The sequence below is a fragment of the Photorhabdus temperata genome, assembly GCF_025384845.1.
Taxonomy (GTDB): Bacteria; Pseudomonadota; Gammaproteobacteria; order Enterobacterales; family Enterobacteriaceae; genus Photorhabdus; species Photorhabdus temperata.
The window spans coordinates 76,850-94,714 of record NZ_JAJAFX010000016.1 but is presented as its reverse complement, the minus strand read 5'-3'; the positions used below and the strand labels follow the sequence as shown (position 1 = coordinate 94,714).

Annotated in this window: 19 protein-coding genes and 1 pseudogene; 10 read left to right on the top strand and 10 right to left on the bottom strand. The window is 38.2% G+C overall.

The genetic code is table 11. The features are described from left to right. The 7 genes and pseudogenes from LGZ99_RS08500 to LGZ99_RS08470 all read left to right on the top strand — a co-directional run. On the top strand, positions 1–288 hold a 288-nt coding region (locus LGZ99_RS08500; RefSeq protein WP_262979021.1), incomplete at its 5' end, for a type VI secretion IcmF C-terminal domain-containing protein. A gap of 938 nt (positions 289–1,226) precedes the next feature. After that, positions 1,227–1,454 (top strand): annotated as a pseudogene (tssD, locus tag LGZ99_RS08495) (type VI secretion system tube protein TssD); the annotation flags it as partial. Positions 1,455–1,536: 82 nt separating this feature from the next. Continuing rightward, positions 1,537–4,161: a T6SS effector BTH_I2691 family protein gene (locus tag LGZ99_RS08490; protein ID WP_036838545.1), complete on the top strand. Its 2,625-nt coding sequence runs from the start codon at positions 1,537–1,539 to the stop codon at positions 4,159–4,161. Further along, the gene (locus tag LGZ99_RS08485; protein ID WP_036838546.1) at positions 4,158–5,147 is read left to right on the top strand and encodes a putative type VI secretion system effector; all 990 of its coding nucleotides are present in this window, start codon (positions 4,158–4,160) and stop codon (positions 5,145–5,147) included. Before LGZ99_RS08490 ends, LGZ99_RS08485 begins: the two co-directional genes overlap by 4 nt. A gap of 166 nt (positions 5,148–5,313) precedes the next feature. Continuing rightward, the gene (locus LGZ99_RS08480; RefSeq protein ID WP_200875273.1) at positions 5,314–5,469 is read left to right on the top strand and encodes a hypothetical protein; all 156 of its coding nucleotides are present in this window, start codon (positions 5,314–5,316) and stop codon (positions 5,467–5,469) included. Positions 5,470–5,771: 302 nt separating this feature from the next. Next, positions 5,772–6,758, top strand: a complete 987-nt coding sequence (locus tag LGZ99_RS08475) for a Tli4 family immunity protein (RefSeq protein ID WP_081858301.1) — start codon at positions 5,772–5,774, stop codon at positions 6,756–6,758. Between the two features lie 170 nt (positions 6,759–6,928). Next, positions 6,929–8,236, top strand: a complete 1,308-nt coding sequence (locus tag LGZ99_RS08470; protein WP_036838547.1) for a hypothetical protein — start codon at positions 6,929–6,931, stop codon at positions 8,234–8,236. A gap of 131 nt (positions 8,237–8,367) precedes the next feature. On the opposite strand, the gene LGZ99_RS08465 is transcribed toward LGZ99_RS08470, so the two are convergent. The 8 genes from LGZ99_RS08465 to LGZ99_RS08425 all read right to left on the bottom strand — a co-directional run bounded on the left by LGZ99_RS08465 (position 8,368) and on the right by LGZ99_RS08425 (position 13,880). Continuing rightward, positions 8,368–9,033: a LuxR C-terminal-related transcriptional regulator gene (locus LGZ99_RS08465; protein ID WP_036838548.1), complete on the bottom strand. Its 666-nt coding sequence runs from the start codon at positions 9,031–9,033 to the stop codon at positions 8,368–8,370. An 18-nt stretch (positions 9,034–9,051) separates the two neighbouring features. Continuing rightward, on the bottom strand, positions 9,052–9,738 hold the full coding sequence (locus tag LGZ99_RS08460; protein WP_036838549.1) for a helix-turn-helix transcriptional regulator: 687 nt from the start codon (positions 9,736–9,738) through the stop codon (positions 9,052–9,054). 814 nt (positions 9,739–10,552) lie between these two features. Beyond that, on the bottom strand, positions 10,553–11,221 hold the full coding sequence (locus tag LGZ99_RS08455) for a PAS and helix-turn-helix domain-containing protein (RefSeq protein ID WP_036838550.1): 669 nt from the start codon (positions 11,219–11,221) through the stop codon (positions 10,553–10,555). A gap of 82 nt (positions 11,222–11,303) precedes the next feature. After that, positions 11,304–11,411, bottom strand: a complete 108-nt coding sequence (locus tag LGZ99_RS25005; protein ID WP_081858302.1) for a helix-turn-helix transcriptional regulator — start codon at positions 11,409–11,411, stop codon at positions 11,304–11,306. Further along, a complete protein-coding gene (locus LGZ99_RS08445; protein ID WP_262979022.1) occupies positions 11,412–11,534 on the bottom strand; it encodes a hypothetical protein in 123 nt (40 codons plus the stop codon). A gap of 24 nt (positions 11,535–11,558) precedes the next feature. Then, positions 11,559–12,245 (bottom strand): PAS and helix-turn-helix domain-containing protein, encoded by a 687-nt coding sequence (locus LGZ99_RS08440; RefSeq protein ID WP_036838551.1) that lies wholly within the window; start codon positions 12,243–12,245, stop codon positions 11,559–11,561. 217 nt (positions 12,246–12,462) lie between these two features. Further along, on the bottom strand, positions 12,463–13,149 hold the full coding sequence (locus LGZ99_RS08430; RefSeq protein WP_036838552.1) for a helix-turn-helix transcriptional regulator: 687 nt from the start codon (positions 13,147–13,149) through the stop codon (positions 12,463–12,465). Positions 13,150–13,190: 41 nt separating this feature from the next. Further along, on the bottom strand, positions 13,191–13,880 hold the full coding sequence (locus LGZ99_RS08425; protein ID WP_021326464.1) for a PAS domain-containing protein: 690 nt from the start codon (positions 13,878–13,880) through the stop codon (positions 13,191–13,193). A 1,010-nt stretch (positions 13,881–14,890) separates the two neighbouring features. On the opposite strand from LGZ99_RS08425, the gene LGZ99_RS08420 reads away from it, so the two are divergent. The 3 genes from LGZ99_RS08420 (at position 14,891) to LGZ99_RS08410 (ending at position 16,343) form a co-directional block, all read left to right on the top strand. Further along, complete coding sequence (locus LGZ99_RS08420; protein WP_021326462.1) at positions 14,891–15,103, top strand: helix-turn-helix domain-containing protein; 213 nt, start codon at positions 14,891–14,893, stop codon at positions 15,101–15,103. A 663-nt stretch (positions 15,104–15,766) separates the two neighbouring features. Continuing rightward, positions 15,767–16,054: a BrnT family toxin gene (locus LGZ99_RS08415; RefSeq protein WP_021326461.1), complete on the top strand. Its 288-nt coding sequence runs from the start codon at positions 15,767–15,769 to the stop codon at positions 16,052–16,054. Further along, complete coding sequence (locus LGZ99_RS08410; RefSeq protein ID WP_021326460.1) at positions 16,041–16,343, top strand: BrnA antitoxin family protein; 303 nt, start codon at positions 16,041–16,043, stop codon at positions 16,341–16,343. The genes LGZ99_RS08415 and LGZ99_RS08410 overlap by 14 nt, the downstream gene beginning before the upstream one ends. Before the next feature lie 319 nt (positions 16,344–16,662). Here LGZ99_RS08410 and LGZ99_RS08405 read toward each other — a convergent pair whose 3' ends face one another. Beyond that, positions 16,663–17,079 (bottom strand): hypothetical protein, encoded by a 417-nt coding sequence (locus LGZ99_RS08405; protein WP_036838555.1) that lies wholly within the window; start codon positions 17,077–17,079, stop codon positions 16,663–16,665. 87 nt (positions 17,080–17,166) lie between these two features. Then, the gene (locus LGZ99_RS08400) at positions 17,167–17,595 is read right to left on the bottom strand and encodes a hypothetical protein (protein WP_235184745.1); all 429 of its coding nucleotides are present in this window, start codon (positions 17,593–17,595) and stop codon (positions 17,167–17,169) included. Between the last annotated feature and the right edge of the window lie 270 nt (positions 17,596–17,865).

Here is a 17,865-nt window from a genome sequence, read left to right as displayed (position 1 = left end):
GTCAATGCGGGCGCGAGGTTGTTTGGTGATTATCCGGGGAACTGGGGGCTGATCCGCTGGTTAGCGCAGGCGAAGGCGGAAAAGCTGGATGAAAGCCGTTATCGGCTGACATTTATGATGCCGGACGGTTTGCCGGTGACCTGGATATTACGCACGGAAATGGGCAGTGGGCCGCTGGCGTTGTTGAAACTGCGGGGATTTACCCTGCCGAAAGCGATTTTTATGGTGACGCCGGGTGATAGCACCAATATGCCGGCGACGGATAACGATGATTGGGAGGCAGAATAATCTTGTGTGGCTGATTTAATCCGGTGCTATATCATGTCATGGTCAGGAATAATCTTGTCGCAGATTGTGGGGCAAATATCACCTTATTAATGAGGATTAATGGCGGATTTTCTGAATATTATTACCTGGAAAACATGAAAATATTAAATGGGTTTCTGTTATTCACAGGGCGACAGATATCGTAATAATATTCCTGTTTAATCCATTGTGCTCTGTTTTTGCAGGCAGGATTAGTCTTGTTTGGTAGTAGTAAGAATATCGCCATCTATTTTTCGGTATCGATGAATTTACTCTTATCCGCATGTTATGAATGATTATCATTATTTTTTTACATGTTGAGTAGCGGGGTTGAGTGTAAGGTTATTTGTTTTGTGTTTAATGTAATAATATGATTAATAATGAAAAACTAAATTTTTATTGTGAGTTAACGGCTGTGACATATTAAGATTGGTGAGTCTTCCTGTTTTTCTGTAATAAATGAAGTCTTTTTTTTGTAAATAAATGTCATTTTTTTATTTTTTATTTAAATGTTATGTCATTTATCTTCATGTATCAGGTTTTATATTCATTTTGTATTTGATTTATTGTGCTATTTGATAAAAAAAGACTTGATTTATATATGCACACGTTAAGAGGATGTGATTATTCATTAACAGTCCACTCTGTTAATAAGTCGATTAATTAATGGAGCATGAATAGCCGGATAAATTATTTATATTCCGGTTAACCTCCGGTCGGGAAATACCTGGTCTGATTTGTTGTTTTCCGGATTGATTATGACTGACTACCGAATCCTTATTCCGAATCTTTACTCGGTTTCAGTTCTGTTCGGCCCTGAATGCCGTCGTCTGCCCGCGACCACAAAGGGGTGTAGGACTCTTTATCTCCCACGTCGTCAGTGGAGGCGACATGGCACCATTAACAACAGGAGTAACATTATGGCGATCCCCGCGTATTTATGGTTAAAAGATGACGGCGGTGCCGACATCAAAGGCTCTGTGGATGTTCAGGGCCGGGAAGGCAGTATCGAAATTGTTGCGCTGGAACATGCATTGCATATCCCGACGGGCAACAGCACCGGCAAGCTGATCGGTACCCGAGTGCATGACCTGCTGGTGTTCACCAAAGAAGTCAATGCATCCACCCCGTATTTGTATAAAGCGGTTATGAAGAGTGATTGGCACGGGCTTGTGACTGCGCTCGTCCTGATGTTCCCGCTATTCCTTCAGTTAACAAGGAGATTTTGTCATGAATCGACCATTATGCAAAATGTGTGAGGCAACCGGCCCTGCACTGTTGCCGGTACGCTATTCGGTGGTTCCGGATAGTATCCATGAAACCTTGCCGGAATGGGCGGAGACGTCGTTTCCAGCGGCCAAAGGCTACCATTATGCATTGCGCGCCTTACGGCAGGGTTTTTTATATGTTTATTATTGCAATGCCGGGATATTTGCTCAGGAGAGCTGGGAGACCTGGAGTATCAGCGAGGATGGGGCGCTGTGGAAGCAATACAATGCACCTTTTGGTGTTTTCCCTCAGAAAACCGCGGATTGTCACGCCCCGACACATCAAAGCGCCAATGTGGAGTTTATCGTATTGCAGGATATTGCGTTGCGTCAGGATACCTGGCTGGCCTTTTCGCCTTCGGCCTGGAGTCCGGAGACAATACAGTATTATCACGATCACCCCGACGCGCGGGAAAAGCGGATGCAGTGCGTGAAATCCTGGCAATGGCGAGGGGTGCCGGAAGGGGAGGGGATCAGCGAGGTCACGGCAGACACCCTGAATACGGTGATGGATTACCATCCGGTGGATATGTATTGGCCCCCCTACCTTCTGCCTCACAACCCGACAGCGGCGCGTATCAGCCGGACAATGGAAGAGGCGCCCTACTATACGTTTACGCCTAACGCGGTTGGCCCGCAGGGGACCTTGTATCCGTGGAGTGACAAGCGGTCCGGGAGTGCCGACATGACAGTCAGAGCCATGCAAAGACGGGGACAGGTAAGAGATGGCTCCCCGGTATCGCCGGTGTTGCTGGCCTTGCACGATCCGATTGGTATTGCTCATGAACTGGCCGGGTGGAGTGATGATATCGTCGGGGCGCATAAAACCTGGCTGGATGAACTGTCGATTGAGTTTATGACGGACAGTTCACTGAATGGGGCGGAGAATCAATTGCGTCAAATGAAAGCCGCGGATGTGCAAGGGCGGGTTGATAAAGTTCTTGAAGTCACTAAGCAGAAGGAGTACGGGGTTTTTTCCGATCAGCAGAAGGCTAAGCTCAGAGAGAATGTGACTCGTATCATGGTGAAAGCGAATGAGCAAACTTTTGAGCAAGATTTTGCCCATGATTGGGAGAAATACACGAAAGAGCTGAATCTGGCGAAACGACAGGCATTTCACCAAAAGTATGCTGATTTTTGTACTGAAGTGGCGAAAAAGCTGGAGCAACTGGTCCAGCTCAGGGTGAGCTGGCTCCAGGAGAGTCGGTTTATCACCTGTTGTCGGGATTTCTACTCAACCCGGCTGGCGGATAACCTGAATTACCGGGAAGCGGTGGACTATGCCATGGCTTCACTGAATGTGACAGAAACCGGCAGTGCATTTTTAGACCGCTTAATCGACCAGTATTCAACCTTATCGGAGAGCAATATTGTCTGGCGCTCGTTACTGCTGAATAACCCGGATGTGATGGCGGAAATGAGCGGATTTTTGCAACAGATGTCCATGAATAAGGGGGATGTGAAACCCGCAAACATTGAAAAATTTATGGGCATTGTGTCGTCATTGAGCGGGAAACTGGCCGAGGCTTACGATAAGGCGAATGAAGCGCTGGAAAAACCGCCCACGGCCAACAGCTCATTTGCCCGTGCCATGTTGCATTGTGACCGGCGACTGGTCACGCTGGGTGACCGGTTCTTTAACTTTACCCGTTTAGGTAAAAGGCTGGACACCATGAATGAAGTGCTGAGTAAAACCTTGCTCTCAGTGATTTCAGGTGTGCCATTTGATCAGGCGGTTGAATTGTCGGTATCACAGCTTAAAGATGGCAATGCATTCCGGAAGCAGGTGTTGGAGGGGCTTAAGAGACCGGGATCGGAAACTCGGCTTGATATTAAAAATAATTATGAACGTGATTTTAAAAAACTCGCTCAAAGTGCCGAAGGAGAACCGGTATTAAAAAAATCCCGGATTAAATTATTGGTCTTATTTTTCAATGTCCTGGAATTTGGCGGTCAGATAAAAGAGAGTAAAGGGGATGTCAAGAGTCGCGCCCAAGTGACCGCCGCATTTTTAAGTACTTTGAGTACAGTAATGGAGATTGTAGAGCCAACAATCAAGCATGGAATAGGAAATATGACTGCCGCCAACACCATTAAATTTATTGGGGCGAGTGCCGGTACAGTTTCTTCTGCATTAAATCTGGGAATAGATATTAATGATTTTGAATCTGAATTGCATGGTCGAAGACGTTGGCAGTTTTTGGGGTTAATCGGTTGTAAAATTGGTGCTGATATTGGTTCTATGTTAAAGGCATCCGACGGGTTGTTGGAGGTGTTGGTAACGAAAAAGTTGATAGAGAGGAATATCTTAGAAACCATATTAAAAGAGTTTGGGCTTTTGGCTGTTGGTAGGGTTTTGGGCTTTATGGCTAGCTGGCAAGTAATGTTGGGCCTTATTATTCTCGAATGGCTGATTTCATTATATGTCGATAATGACTTACAAAAATGGTGCCGTAATTGTGTTTTTGGATTAGAACCGGTGAAGGGCTTGGAAGCTACGCAATTTATTTACCCTGAATCACAGAAAGATAAATTGTATGAAGAACAAAGTAAAAACTTTGCTAACGCAATTAAGGTGCTCTCATGAATACTTGCCAAATGTTAAAAGATGCCATTGACTTTGAAGAAATAAAAAGGCAGAGAAGCCGTCTTGATACACAGATAGAGGTTAAACAAGAAAGAATTCAGCGTTGTCCCGAAGATAAAGAGGAAGTAGAAAAAACCATTGCGGAGGTTCAGGCTAAAATCCCGGCATTGGATGCAATATTAGCAAAAGAGCCGCCACCGCCGGAATTACCGCCTCGTAAGCCATTAATCAAAGTCAGTGGTGTATTAGAAGAATTTGAAGCGCTCAGTGTCAGAGGCTATTTTTCTGATCGTGAGTATAACCCCGAAGAATTTGCCCGGCAGGAAGAGAACAGACAATTTGGCGCTTTATTGTTGGCAATGGCGGGAAATACTTCTCAGTCAGCGGTAAATTTACGGACTGAAGATCGATTGAGTGAAAGAAGTCATTTTGTACAGGGAAAAATCAATGGCACGCCTTTTCATGGTTGGTTAGGGTTGACTACGGTAAAAACGGGTGATTACGTTGAATTAGCGGCGACAGATCAGGGAGAATATTATGTTGTTTATGCATTAACCAACCCTAGGCGTAGAACGATTTCTACCACTCCGTGTTGTAATAAAGGGGTCCGGTCAAAAGCATGGGATGAAGTATTTTATACTTGGATTGTATTTCTTCTTATCCTAGCTGTTTGTCTTGGTGCCATCCTTTTTCCAGATGGTAGCGATCTTTGGGGTATAGCGGGTGTTTTTACCTTATGGATTATGTTTTTTGCCGCCGTACTTTCTCCCTATATGTACTATTTAAGCATCAAAAAACCATGGCCATCAGTTAAATTGGCTCAGGATATTTTCACTGTATTAGGTTTTCCTAATCCGCAAGATATTAGCCTTGGAAAGATAACCCGGAAGAGAATTAAAGAAATAAAGTCTAATCCAGAGATTGAAAATAGTGAAGAAGTGTTACCGGATAAATTTGGTATCTTAAGCCATTTTTACTATTACTGATTCAGGTAATTACCGGGTAAGAAACTGTTATGTTTAAAGATATTATTTCTTTGATCAGATTGGTTGAGATTCTGAAATCAACCCAATTGATTGACTCTGAATCACAGCGAAATACGCTGTATGAAGAACAATGTAAAGGCTTTGCTGACGCAATGAAGGATTTGTCATGAGTACTTATCGCCCTTTTAAAGATGCTATTGACTTTAAGGAAATAAAAAGTCAGAGAAAAGACATTGATATTGTTATTAATGTAAACCGGAAACATGCTATTGAGTTTCCTGATAGCAGGGAAGAAATGGAAAAGGAAATAATGTCACTTTAGGATAAGATCCCGTACTGGATGCAATATTAGCAAAAGAGTCGCCATTGCCTGAATTACCACCCAAAGTTCTGCTTATTAAAGTCACTGGGTATTCAGGGCGGGATTCCACTTTGTGCAAGAATAAATCAATAGGTGAATATTGATAATCTTGTCCATTCAATACGCCTTTATCAATAGGTTTTAATAGTGGTTGCGTGTGTTTTTCGAACTTATTTTATTATCTGGTGTGGTTATTTATACCTGGTAATAGTGGTATGTCCCTAAATTTTATTAATTCAATCTTAACCAAAAAGGAAAAGAAAATGAAAGCTGAAATATTAGCAAATATGCAAACTCGTTGTGTTGGGCGTTATCTGATTGATATTCCATTAGCATTTGAAAATATCATCAATACTGGGATATTTATTGGTGATACAAGAATAGAAACCAAGCGTTTGCATTTATCCGCATTTGAACAGCGGATACAATTAAGGGAGCAGAAGTTAAGGGTGACCAGGACTACCGATCCGAAAGATCTGCCTTTTTTAAAAAAGGCTCATCATCTTCAGGGGAACTTATACGGTGTTATTTTTGACAGAAATAACAATGTCAGTGAACCCGGCTTTATCCGAGTGTTAGAAGCCCATTTATATGATAATGGCGTGGCTTTTATCATAGAGATGAAGTTTATAGAAATCTCAGATGATAAATACAGTTATTCAAAAAAACTTTATATAAAGTCTGGGATGGTCGAAAGCCAATATAGAATGCTTTCTCAAACTTTGGACAAAATGCAAAGGCTTATTTCCAGAATCAGTGGCAGAAAGGATAGAGAAATCCCAACAGTGGCAGGAATCTGTATCCCTGATGGTTTTATTGCCAGTCATGATAATGATGATGAGAAAGTAAATATGACGTTTGTCTATCAGGGAAATGAGGGTGATCATTTCACATTCGGTATTGAAATAGTTAATGGCCTTAAAGAAGGTTATTTACTTGAACGTATTGGTGAAGCTGAAAGGGATTGGTTCGTTAATTGTGGCAGGGTAATAAGAATAGGGGAAAGAGAAATAAATGGTATTCATGGGGAAGAGTTATTAGTCGTAGGTCTGCAACCTTTTGATAGTAATCCTCGGTATCGATTTGATTTTATTATCAATGATATGGTAGTGGATGAAGAAAAAGTCTGTGTTGGTATTATGTCAATGAATTACCAGTTACCTTCAACGCCATATACCGAAGATGAACTGATTATGTTTTGGGATGTAATAACGAAAACTTTTCGTAAAAGGCAGGGCGGTTTCGGATAGCGATATATTTGGCATTATTTTTTTAGGTGGTACGGCTAATGAGTGCGAAAAAGCATCCTCGTTAATTCAATGAATTACTCCTTTTTTCATCGGCAGTGAAAACATTGCGGTTGGATCTCACGTCATTTCTTTTAATTAACTCAATGAACTATAAGGAATTTATTTTTATTATGAATAATCTTGTGACTAAAACTCTGTCATTACCTGACTGGTATCCGCAAGCTTTCTCTCATTTGGGGGCAGAAGAGTATGCCATTGTGTGTCAAATCTGGCAGCGCGAACCTATGCTGCGTAAACTGGCTGCTGAACTTGATAAATATCATCCACCGCAGGAAATGCGGGGCATTCCCAGTAGTTGTCATGAAGTCAGGTCCATGAGACTGATGGAGTCTACACATCAGGAGTACTATTGCCGCCTCTGTCGGCATCATCACTCTTACTATGCCGGTACACCATTCCATCAACTTGATAGTAATCAGCAGGCCCGTTTATACGCTGTCCTGGTAACGCTCTGGGGCTGCTGGCGTATTGAAGAGGCGATGTGGATAAGTGGTTGTTATTATAAGAAATCTTGGAGATGTTATTGCCAGCGGCTAAAGCCGGTTCTGATGCTGATTGGTAAACGCTCGGTGACACCGAATCCCCGTTATTTGCTGGGTTTCATGCCGGGCCAGCAAGGAATACATTGCCCGGTATGCCGGTCATCACAGTTAAGCTACGTTGAAGAGATGCCAGCGGGCAATCCAATGGTTCACTGTGAAGCGTGCCAGCATCAGTTTGTGATCTACCCGGAAATCCCTAAGGGTATTGATCCGTTTGCCGAGAAAACGCCGTATGATGAGGTGCCGGTGCCTGATTGGTTCCAGCGGTTATTTGCGCATACCACGCAAGCGCAATACCAGCATTTAAGATGTGTCTGGCAAAGAGAGCCGGTACTGCGGGCGCTGGCTGATCGTCTGGATGAACAAAATCCGTCCCTGGGTGGAGTTTATGAATGTCCCTGGTGTGGGAATCGGCGTTTGACAGCTTACGTTAGGGAGTATCACCATGATGAGTACTATTGCCGGGCCTGTGATAAGACGTTTTCTGCCAGTGTCGGCTCGGTATTTTATCGGTTGCAGGAGAAATATTACTATCGCTTGTATTCCGTATTAGTCATGTTGTGGACGCAGTGGCGGCCTGCGAATGCTCTGGTAATAGGTAAACTCAGAAAGTTGGAGGTGTTTAACTACTATCGTAAACGGCTACAACCGCTGTTTGATGAACTGGGTGATCAGCCTATTACACCGTACCCCCGATATATGTCAGGATTTAAGCCCGGAAGGCAGGGGGTTTGCTGCATTCATTGCCAATCTGCGAATCTGGATATCGTGGGGGTGGTCACCACTCCGGATAATCCAAATATCTGTTGTCTGGATTGTGGAAGTCAGTTTAGGTTGCATGTCTGGCGCTGGCAGTTTTTACCCGATGCACCGTAAAATGCTATTTGATCCTTTTTGTCAAAATGGGATCAATATATTGTTTCAGCGGTAGCCTTATTAATCAATTAAGGCTGCCGCTGCCATTATCAGTAATTGAAAATTACCTGAATAGTTTGATAATAAGATTTTTAAGTCAATAAGAATTTTTCTGGTACATAATGATGAAAATTATTCGCCAGACAATATTCTTCCAACTGTTTACTGGAATTGATGCCTATCTTGTTATATATCCGCGATATATATGTTCCAACAGTACGATAAGCGATGTTCAATCTCTGTCCAATCTGTTTTCTGGTGTATTTCTGTAAAAAGAAGAAAATGATATCCCACTCCTGTTGAGTAAAAAGATCTGTTGGTGGTTGGAGTATAATGGATGATGGTAAATTTTTATGATATTGATGTAATTGGGCTAATGAATATTCTTTGGCTTTCCATCCATGGAAAAGGATTCCGATACATTCGTTCTCATTATTATATAATGGGAGCTTTTCCTGGAAATAAGATGATAGGATTTTTTCTTTCCCGTATACATGTGTTTCAAGTGAACATATTCTTCCTTTTTTTGTCATTACATTTTTATCATGGGTAATGAATTCTTTTGCAAACTCAGCGCCATCCCAAGGAATTTCATTATCAAAAATCCCTTCATAATCAAATGAGTCAGAAAGGTTTTGGATGTTTTTAAATGCTTGATTACCATAAATAAAGCATGAATTTTCATCTTTGACTCCCCACGGTTCATTACTTATTTCCATTGTGTTGATAATCTGAGGTGATATTGTATAGTTTTTCATAGAAACTCCGTGGTAATTTTAAATAAACATTCTTCTTTCTTCCTGTGAAAATTTCTCTGGCACATAGAGATCATAATTATTAAGATGACAATATTCTTCCAATTGATAACAGGAATTAATGCCAATTTTTTTATATATCCGAGCCATATGGGTTTCAACAGTATGATAGGCGATATTTAATATTTTGATCATTTGTTTGCCGGTATATTTTTGTAAGAAAAGGAAAATAATATCACATCCCGGTTGGGTAAACAAATCAGCCGGTGATTGGAACATAATAGATGCTGGAAATTTGCTATGGTATAGACGGGTTAATGAGAAGTCTTGAACTTCCCATTCATGAAAAATAACGCCTGTACACTCTTTTCTGTCGTTATATATTGGATGTTTTTCACAAAAATGAGATGCCAGAAATTTATCTTTTCCATATCTGTGTGTTTCAAGTAAACATACTCTTTGCCCTTTGGTCATGACACTTTTATCATGATTTTTGAATTCTTTTGCAAACTCAACGCTATCCCGAGGAATTTCGTCGTCAAAAAATCTTTCATAATCAAATGAATTTGGAAGATTTTGAATATGCTTAAATGTCTGGTTGCCATAAATCCAGCATGAATTTTGATCTTTTATTCCCCAAGGCTCATGATTTTGTTGCATGGTATTGATCACTTGAGGTGAAATAATTAGCTTACTGGTTTTACTCATGATTAAATCCTGTAATAAGAAATTTTCAGAAGATTGAATCTTTGACAAAAATCAATAAATCTTAATTGTAGAGCTCTGGTTCCCTAGCCCTAGGGGGTATCACTTCTCTTCCACATTTGAGTTAATTGTGGTGCGATATTGCTGGGATTTTCTCTTATATTTGACATAGTAACTCCTGAATCTTTATTTAAATTATCATCTGAAATTTTTATTTGCCGATTATGCTTCAAATGAGCTGTTCTATAATAAAGGATAATAACTTTATCGTCAAAAAACGTATGTTTATTAATTTATTTTTTACTATTTGATGATGCGATTTTTAATCGTAATTAATATAACTATATATATTATTTTATACGAAAATTGTTTTAATTTTTTGTTAAAGAAATGGTTTGGGCCGTTGCTGTGCTTGTTGTTGCATTTGATATTGGTCATCTTCTGGCTGGGAAGTATGTATTATCAATAATAAATAATTGCAGATTATGCTAGAAATCATCAGTGTCTGCTTTGCTATTAATCGATAAATTATTATTTTTTCTAATGCTTAGTAACTATTTTACTAAACTGTTTTATTTACTCTAATTTGTAATTAAATAGCAAGTCTGGACAGTGTTATGAAAAAAACGAGAATTTTGAACACATTTTTAATATGGCTAAAAAGGTAAACGAAGCGAATCACTCTTTACATACTACGTGTACGTTCCGGTTTCTGCTCACTGTCCATGTTCACTATTGCAAGAAGGCTCCACAATAATTATGCCAGTCAGGATAGATTCTAAGTTTTATTGCCAAGAATCATTTGGTAATCCGATTTTTAGGATAATAAAAATCTTTCTGGTACATAATGATGAAAATTATTCGTCAGACAGTATTCTTCCAATTGTTGACTGGAGTTAATACCTATCTTGTTATATATTCTAGTCATATATGTTTCAACGGCATCATAAGTAATATTCAATTTCTGTCCAATCTGTTTTCTGGTGCATTTTTGTAGAAAGAAAAAAATGATATCCCACTCACGTTGAGTAAAGATAGCACTTGGTGGTTGAAATATAATAGATGCTGGTAACTCATTATAATATTGATATAGATGGGTTAATGAATATTCTTTGGCTTCCCAACCGTGATACATAATTCCGATGCAGTTACCATCCTTATGATAAAAAGGCATCTTTTCACAGAAATAAGATGACAATATTTGCTCTTTTCCATATATATGTGTTTCAAGCGAGCATATTCTTTCCCCGTTTTCTATCACTTTTTTATCTTGATTAATGAATTCTTTTGCAAACTCAGCGCCACCCCAGGGAAGTTCATGGTCATAACGTCCTTCGTAATCAAATGATTCCTTAAAATTATGAATAAATTTTTTTGTTACAGAATTACCGTAAATAAAACATGAAGAACTATCTTTTATTCCCCATGGTTCATTGCTCAATTCCATTGTGTTAATAATTTGAGCTGATATTTCATAACTCTTCATAAAAACTCCGTGATAGTTTGAAATTTAAAAAAATATTCTGTTTTCTGGGCGTACAAATCTTTCTAGTACATAGAGATCATAATCATTGAGGCGACAATATTCCTTCTAATTGATAACAGGAATTAATCCCAATCTTTTTATATATCCGTGCTATATGGGTTTCGACTGTACGATAAGATATATCTAACAATCACCCCATTTGCTTACTGGTATGCGTTTGTAAAGTAAGAAGAACTATTTTTACTCCCCACGGTTCATTACTTATTTCCGTTGTGTTGATAATCTGAGGTGATATTGCATAGTTCTTCTTCACAAAAACTCCTTTATAATTTTTGATTTAGAGAAACATTCGGCTTTCTGGGTGCACAAATCTTTCTGGCACATAGAGATCATAATCATTAGAGCGACAATAATCTTCCAGTTGATAACAGGAATTAACGCCAATTTTTCTGTATATCCGTGCCATATGGGTTTCAACAGTGCGATAGGAGATATTCAACATTTTGCCCATTTGCTTACTGGTATATTTTTGCAAGGAGAGGAAGATAACATCCCATTCCCGTTGCGTAAATAAATCAGTCGGTGGTTGGAATAGAATAGATGCCGGAAGTTTACCATGAAATAGACGGGTTAATGAGAAATCCTGAGCCTTCCAGCAATGTATAATGATTCCGACACATTCGCCTTCATCATTATATAGCGGATATTTCTCGGAAAAATAAGATGATAGAAATGTATCTTTCCCATATATATGGGTCTCAAGTGAGCATATTCTTTTTTCTTTTTCCATCACGATATTATCGTGAATAACGTATTCTTGTGTAAAATCAGCCCCGTCCCAAGGGAGCTCGTCATCATACAAGCCTTCATAATCAAATACATTTGGAAGATTCTGAAGAGTTTTCACTCCTGAATTACCAAAAATCCAGCATGAATTCCTATCTTTTATTCCCCAAGGATCATTACTTTGCTGCATTGTATTAATCACTTGAGGTGAAATAATTAGATTGTTAGTTTTACTCATGATTAAATCCTATTGTACAGTTGATGGCTAGTGGTTTAAATTTGTGACTTCCTATTGACAATACATTATGAATAAATCTTTTTGTTACAGAATTATGGTAAATAAAGCATGAAGAACTATCTTTTACTCCCCTCTGTTCATTGCTTATTTCCATTATGTTGATGATTTGAGGCGATATTGTATAGTTCTTCATGAAAACTCCATGATAATTTGAAATTTAAATAAACATTTTGCTTTCTGGGCGTACAAACCTCTCTGGCACATAAAGATCATAATCATTAAAGCGACAATATTCTTCCAATTGATAACAGGAATTAATGCCAATCTTTTTGTATATCCGAGCCATATGGGTTTCAACCGTACGATAGGAGATATCTAACAGCCGGCCCATTTGTTTACTGGTATATTTTTGTAATGATAGGAAGATAATATCCCATTCCCGTTGAGTAAATAAATCAGTCGGAGGTTGGAACAGAATAGAGCTTGGGAGTTTACCATGATAAAAACGGGTTAATGAGAAGTCCATGGCTTTCCATGCATGAAAAAGAGTTCCTATGCATTCTTTTTCATCATTATATAGTGGGTATTTTTCACAAAAATAAGATGACAGAAATTTATCATTTCTATACTTATGTGTTTCAAGTGAACATACCCTTTGCCCTTTTGTCATTGCGCTTTTATCATGATTTACGTGTTCTTTTGCAAATTCTGCTCCAGCCCAAGGGAGCTCGTCATCAAAACATCCTTCATAATCAAATGAGTTTGGTAGATTTTGAAGATACTTAACTGACTCATTGCCATAAATCCAGCATGAGTTCTGATCTTTTATCCCCCAGGGCTCATTACTTTGCTGCATTGTATTAATGACTTGAGGTGAGATAATTAGCTTATTGGTTTTGTTCATGACCAAGCCCTATTGTGTAATTAATAGCTAGTGGGTTAAATTTATAATTCCCTGCTACCAATAGTGAAAAATCTTTCAGGAACGTAAAGGTGGTAATTATTTTTCTTGCAGAAATCTTCTAATTCCATATGGGGTAGTAAATTAAATTTTTGATAAATAGACTGAATATGATTAATAACATCTTCTGTACTGATGGTTAATTCTTTACTGATGCTCTCCTCATCCTGAGAACGCAGAGTCAGAAAAAGAACTTCCCACTCGGTTTGCGTCAGTATGTTGTTAGGTGGGATAAATTGCAGGGTTGACGGAGATGTTTTTTCATAATAGTAAGAAGTAGAAAAATCCTGGGCTTTGTACATATGTAAAATAATCCCCATGCAATCACCATTTTCATCACAAAGGGGATATTTGTCACAAAGATAGGTTTGTTTAACTTTATGCTCTCCAAGCAGATGGGTTTCCAGTGATGTGACCCGTTGCATAGTTTGAATGGCTTTTTGATCCTGACGGTGGAATTCTTCTGCACATTCGGCGATAGGTGAGGGTAATTCACTGGCAGAAAGCCCTATAATATCGAAATCTTCAGGCAGGTTAAGCAGTTGATAAAAAGCAGAATTCGCGTAAATAAATCTTGATTGCAGATCTTTAGCTGCCCAGGGATCATTACTTCTGTCCCACATTTGAGTTAATTGTGATGTGATGTTACTGGGGTTTCTTTTGATGTTTGACATAACAGCTCCTAAATCTTTATTTAAATTATTATTTGAAAATGTTGTTTGCCGATTACGCTTCAAGTGGGCCGTTATATAATAGAAGATAATAACTTTCTCGTCAAAAATCGTATATTTATTAATTGATTTTTTACTATTTAATGCTGTTATTTTAAATTAATAGAAATATAACTATATTTATTATTTTATGTGAAAACTGTTTTATGGTTTGTTGAAGAAATGGTACGAGACTGTTGCTGTGCTCGCTGTTGCACCTGATATCTGGCGTCTTTTAGCGATAAAGTGTGTGTTATCAACGGTAAATAAGTGCAGATTGTGTCCGAAGTCATCTGTAACCTTTTTCGTTGTCAATGGATAAATAGTTATTTGTCCTAATGCTTGATAGCCATTTTACTAAACTTTTTTATTTACTCTTCTTTGTAAGAAAGAGCAATTCTTGCCCGTGTTTTGAAAAAAACGATAGTTTCTGAACACATTTCTCATGTGATCCGAACAGTGAGATAAACAAATAACCTCTCTTGTATTAAGTGTATATTTCGGGTTTTACATGCTGTCTGTGTTTATTTTTTATCTAAACGAATGGCTTGCAACAATTATTCTTGTTTAAATAAGTAGTAAATACTTAGTAGTGAGGTTAATATAAGTTTTGCAATATCACTGCACTTTGTACGCCAATTGGTTGTATTAACTCAGCATGAGCCATACTACTCAATTAAAGGATTACCTTAAAAGGTTGATTGAAGTATTTAGTACGATTCCAACTTTTTTAAGAATAACTAAACTTCTGTAATTAGATGTAACATTTAAAACAACAATCATCTCTCTTTCTATATCGGAGAATTTGCTGTGCTTTGCGGGGTTTGACGTCTTAGCACAGCTATTTTTTTAGTATTCCGCACCCAGTGCGGACCCAGGGGAAAAGCTGTAACAACATAAAAACATTGGTCTGATAATAGGAAGTGGATATGGGCATAGTACCTTGTATAACCAAACTGAGGAAGGAAACAGGAATGATCGAAAGACACGATTGGCATAAAGCTGATATTATTGCGGCGCTGAAAAAACGAGGAACATCGTTGGCGGCAGTTTCAAGAGAAGCAGGGCTTGCATCATCGACTTTATCAAATGTTTTACACCGCCCATGGCCCAAGGGGGAGCGGATTATTGCTACCATTTTGAATTGTGAGCCATCTGAAATATGGCCAAGCAGGTATTTTAAGTAAATTATTATTCGTAAAAATTTACTTGAACTTCTCATGACAAAGTTAATGAGAAGGGAATTTAATGTCTGAGGTACGAGCAGAATTTTTAATAAATGAGAATTCTCTTTGTACATCAGGCATGATTTTGATAGGCAGATTTTCTACATATATTGAATAAAATTCGGTGGTGTTTTGTAAGGATGAAAATTTATTTCTCTTTAAACAAAGAATACAATCGGATTAGGTGCGATTTGGTAACATGCTACACTTATCCGACTCTTCGCTATTATTGGGTAGTGGTATAATATTGTATTTTTATTTTATGGTGTTAACTGAATTAAACCGGTTATCACCTTCTCAAGATACTGACGAGGGCAGCCCAAATTTATCTGGGTAAACCCTTTTCCCTTATCGTCAAAATTCCGTTCCATTGAAACATTACACCGGCACTGTGTTGCAGTCATGACTCTACATCATGACCTGTTCCTTATTATCAGCTTAAAAAACGACTCAATATTCCACCGCCAGTAAATAGGGGATGGCCGGAAGGTGGAGAATCCACGATTTGAGGGGCGTTGAGGCGGTTTCTGTAACAGGTGTTATGGTAAATTCCTCACTTGCGATGCAATGTCGTGTACACTAGAATAAAAATGTATATACAAAAATGTATTTTATGGTGTGAAGATGGAGCTTGAGTTTGAATGGGACCTCACTAAAGCGGAAACAAATTTCCGTAAGCACGGGATTCGTTTTGAAGAAGCGGCTCTTGTTTTTGATGACCCTTTTCATCTGTCATTGCAGGATCGTTTTGAAAATGGTGAATATCGCTGGCAGACGATTGGAACAGTGAAAGAATGTGTGGTTGTTCTGGTCGCTCATACGATACGGTTTGAAGATGGTACCGAGGTTATTCGTATTATCAGTGCACGAAAAGCAGAGCGGAATGAGAGGAAACGTTATGAGCATGGTTAAATACAAACGAAGCGAATTGCCGCCTCTGACTGAAAAACGGGAATCTGAACTTAAAGCGCTGTCCGGCAAGTCTGATAGTGATATTGATTACAGTGACATCGCGTTGCTGAATGAAGATTTCTGGAAGAAAGCCGCACAGGGGCAGTTCTATCGTCCGGTAAAAACACAAGCATCAGTCAGGATTGATGCTGATGTATTGGTTTGGCTTAAAAAACCAGGAAGAGGTTATCAGACGAGGCTTAATGCTATCTTACGTGAAGCCATGATGCGTGATTTGCATCGAAAGTAATCTCTATACAGCCGGATAAGCGCGATTTGGTAATAGGTTGCACTTATCCGGCTTTTTGCCATTATCAGAGGTCGATATAATATTGTATTTTTATTTTATGGTGTTAACTGAATTAAACCGGTGATCACCTTTTCAAGATACTGACGAGGGCAACCCAAATTTACCCGAATAAATCCTTTTCCCCTATCGCCAAAATTCCGTCCCATTGAAAAATTGCATTTATTAGTCGAATCTGCCTAACAATTTTATATGATAGCATAACATGGACACATCACATCGCTGGCACATCAGATTACAGTATAATAGAAGATAATGTATTTTAATTCTTTTCAACTGAAAATAAAATGGTACGCTCAGTACTATTTTGCTTTATCTGTATAAACAAATCTCCTTTACGCCAAGATTCACTTCCATCTGTATTCCAATATGCGTTTATATCTTTTATATAACCTAATTTTTCAACATAATTTGTCAATTCTATTTTACGATTTGGATTTACATTTGAAAATAGAATTGAATTAGTCATTGGCTTTACCCCATCTGGTGAGTCATAAGATATAATATAATTATTTGAAATAATCGGGATGTTTTTAATTTCATCAAAGGTAAAAAAATTATATTTGATAAAGTTATTTTTTGTATATGAGAGATGGTTATCTACAAATAAAATAGGAATAGTAAAAATCAGCCCTAAAAAAAACAGAGCAATAAATGTAATTTTGATAACCTTATTCAAGTTCAATCCCCACATCTCTTACTACATGTATGTTATATCCTGTTTTATTATCAAGATGTATTAGCAAATGACTCCTGTCTATATCAGTTATGGGGGGTATAGTATTAAGAAACGTAGGCAAAGAAGAATAGCCTGATAAAAACCAAGTAAATTTGAAACCAAATCCTCACCACTGTATCCACTATCTGTATACCAATTAAATGGAAATGAATCTTGGTGTGCTTCAAATAGATGAGTTGTATACATCATAATAGTAAGAGCAACTCTTTTTTTATCATTTAAAGATAATCCTCTCCTTACTTTCCATCTTGTTATTCTAGATGTACCATATTTTAATCCAAGCCCCATGTATTGTGTGTACTTAATGGTGAAGTATGATTCTTTAGTATCATCACCTGAGTTTATAGCAGCCATTAACATTCTGGCATCATTACCTTTAGCATGTCCCGTATCTACCCATCCTAATTTTTCGGTATAAACTAATCTTCCTTGGATTATATCATCTCTTTTACTCATGAAAACTCCCGTAATTTAGTTAAGTACGCCATAAAATTTTAGATATTAATCAATTCACACTCACATATTAATTATATCCTCAATGACATGAACAATATCATCTTCACTGCACTTTTTCCTAATAAGGCTAATCCCTTTTGATAACACAGGCTCAACTATAAAATACAATATTTACAAATTTATGCCGTATAAAGCCAAATAAAAAAGTGAATATTCTATTTTTGGTTTATTTTATGATATAGCAGCGTGCTTATTAGTAAATTACCAGAT

What these genes read in the sequence shown, in the direction of transcription:
- LGZ99_RS08490 (WP_036838545.1), top strand. Translation starts at nt 1,537, where the DNA reads ATGAATCGACCATTATGCAAAATGTGTGAGGCAACCGGCCCTGCACTG.
- LGZ99_RS08485 (WP_036838546.1), top strand. Translation starts at nt 4,158, where the DNA reads ATGAATACTTGCCAAATGTTAAAAGATGCCATTGACTTTGAAGAAATA.
- LGZ99_RS08480 (WP_200875273.1), top strand. Translation starts at nt 5,314, where the DNA reads ATGAGTACTTATCGCCCTTTTAAAGATGCTATTGACTTTAAGGAAATA.
- LGZ99_RS08475 (WP_081858301.1), top strand. Translation starts at nt 5,772, where the DNA reads ATGAAAGCTGAAATATTAGCAAATATGCAAACTCGTTGTGTTGGGCGT.
- LGZ99_RS08470 (WP_036838547.1), top strand. Translation starts at nt 6,929, where the DNA reads ATGAATAATCTTGTGACTAAAACTCTGTCATTACCTGACTGGTATCCG.
- LGZ99_RS08465 (WP_036838548.1), bottom strand. Translation starts at nt 9,033, where the DNA reads ATGAAAAACTATACAATATCACCTCAGATTATCAACACAATGGAAATA.
- LGZ99_RS08460 (WP_036838549.1), bottom strand. Translation starts at nt 9,738, where the DNA reads ATGAGTAAAACCAGTAAGCTAATTATTTCACCTCAAGTGATCAATACC.
- LGZ99_RS08455 (WP_036838550.1), bottom strand. Translation starts at nt 11,221, where the DNA reads ATGAAGAGTTATGAAATATCAGCTCAAATTATTAACACAATGGAATTG.
- LGZ99_RS08440 (WP_036838551.1), bottom strand. Translation starts at nt 12,245, where the DNA reads ATGAGTAAAACTAACAATCTAATTATTTCACCTCAAGTGATTAATACA.
- LGZ99_RS08430 (WP_036838552.1), bottom strand. Translation starts at nt 13,149, where the DNA reads ATGAACAAAACCAATAAGCTAATTATCTCACCTCAAGTCATTAATACA.
- LGZ99_RS08425 (WP_021326464.1), bottom strand. Translation starts at nt 13,880, where the DNA reads ATGTCAAACATCAAAAGAAACCCCAGTAACATCACATCACAATTAACT.
- LGZ99_RS08420 (WP_021326462.1), top strand. Translation starts at nt 14,891, where the DNA reads ATGATCGAAAGACACGATTGGCATAAAGCTGATATTATTGCGGCGCTG.
- LGZ99_RS08415 (WP_021326461.1), top strand. Translation starts at nt 15,767, where the DNA reads ATGGAGCTTGAGTTTGAATGGGACCTCACTAAAGCGGAAACAAATTTC.
- LGZ99_RS08410 (WP_021326460.1), top strand. Translation starts at nt 16,041, where the DNA reads ATGAGCATGGTTAAATACAAACGAAGCGAATTGCCGCCTCTGACTGAA.
- LGZ99_RS08400 (WP_235184745.1), bottom strand. Translation starts at nt 17,595, where the DNA reads ATGAGTAAAAGAGATGATATAATCCAAGGAAGATTAGTTTATACCGAA.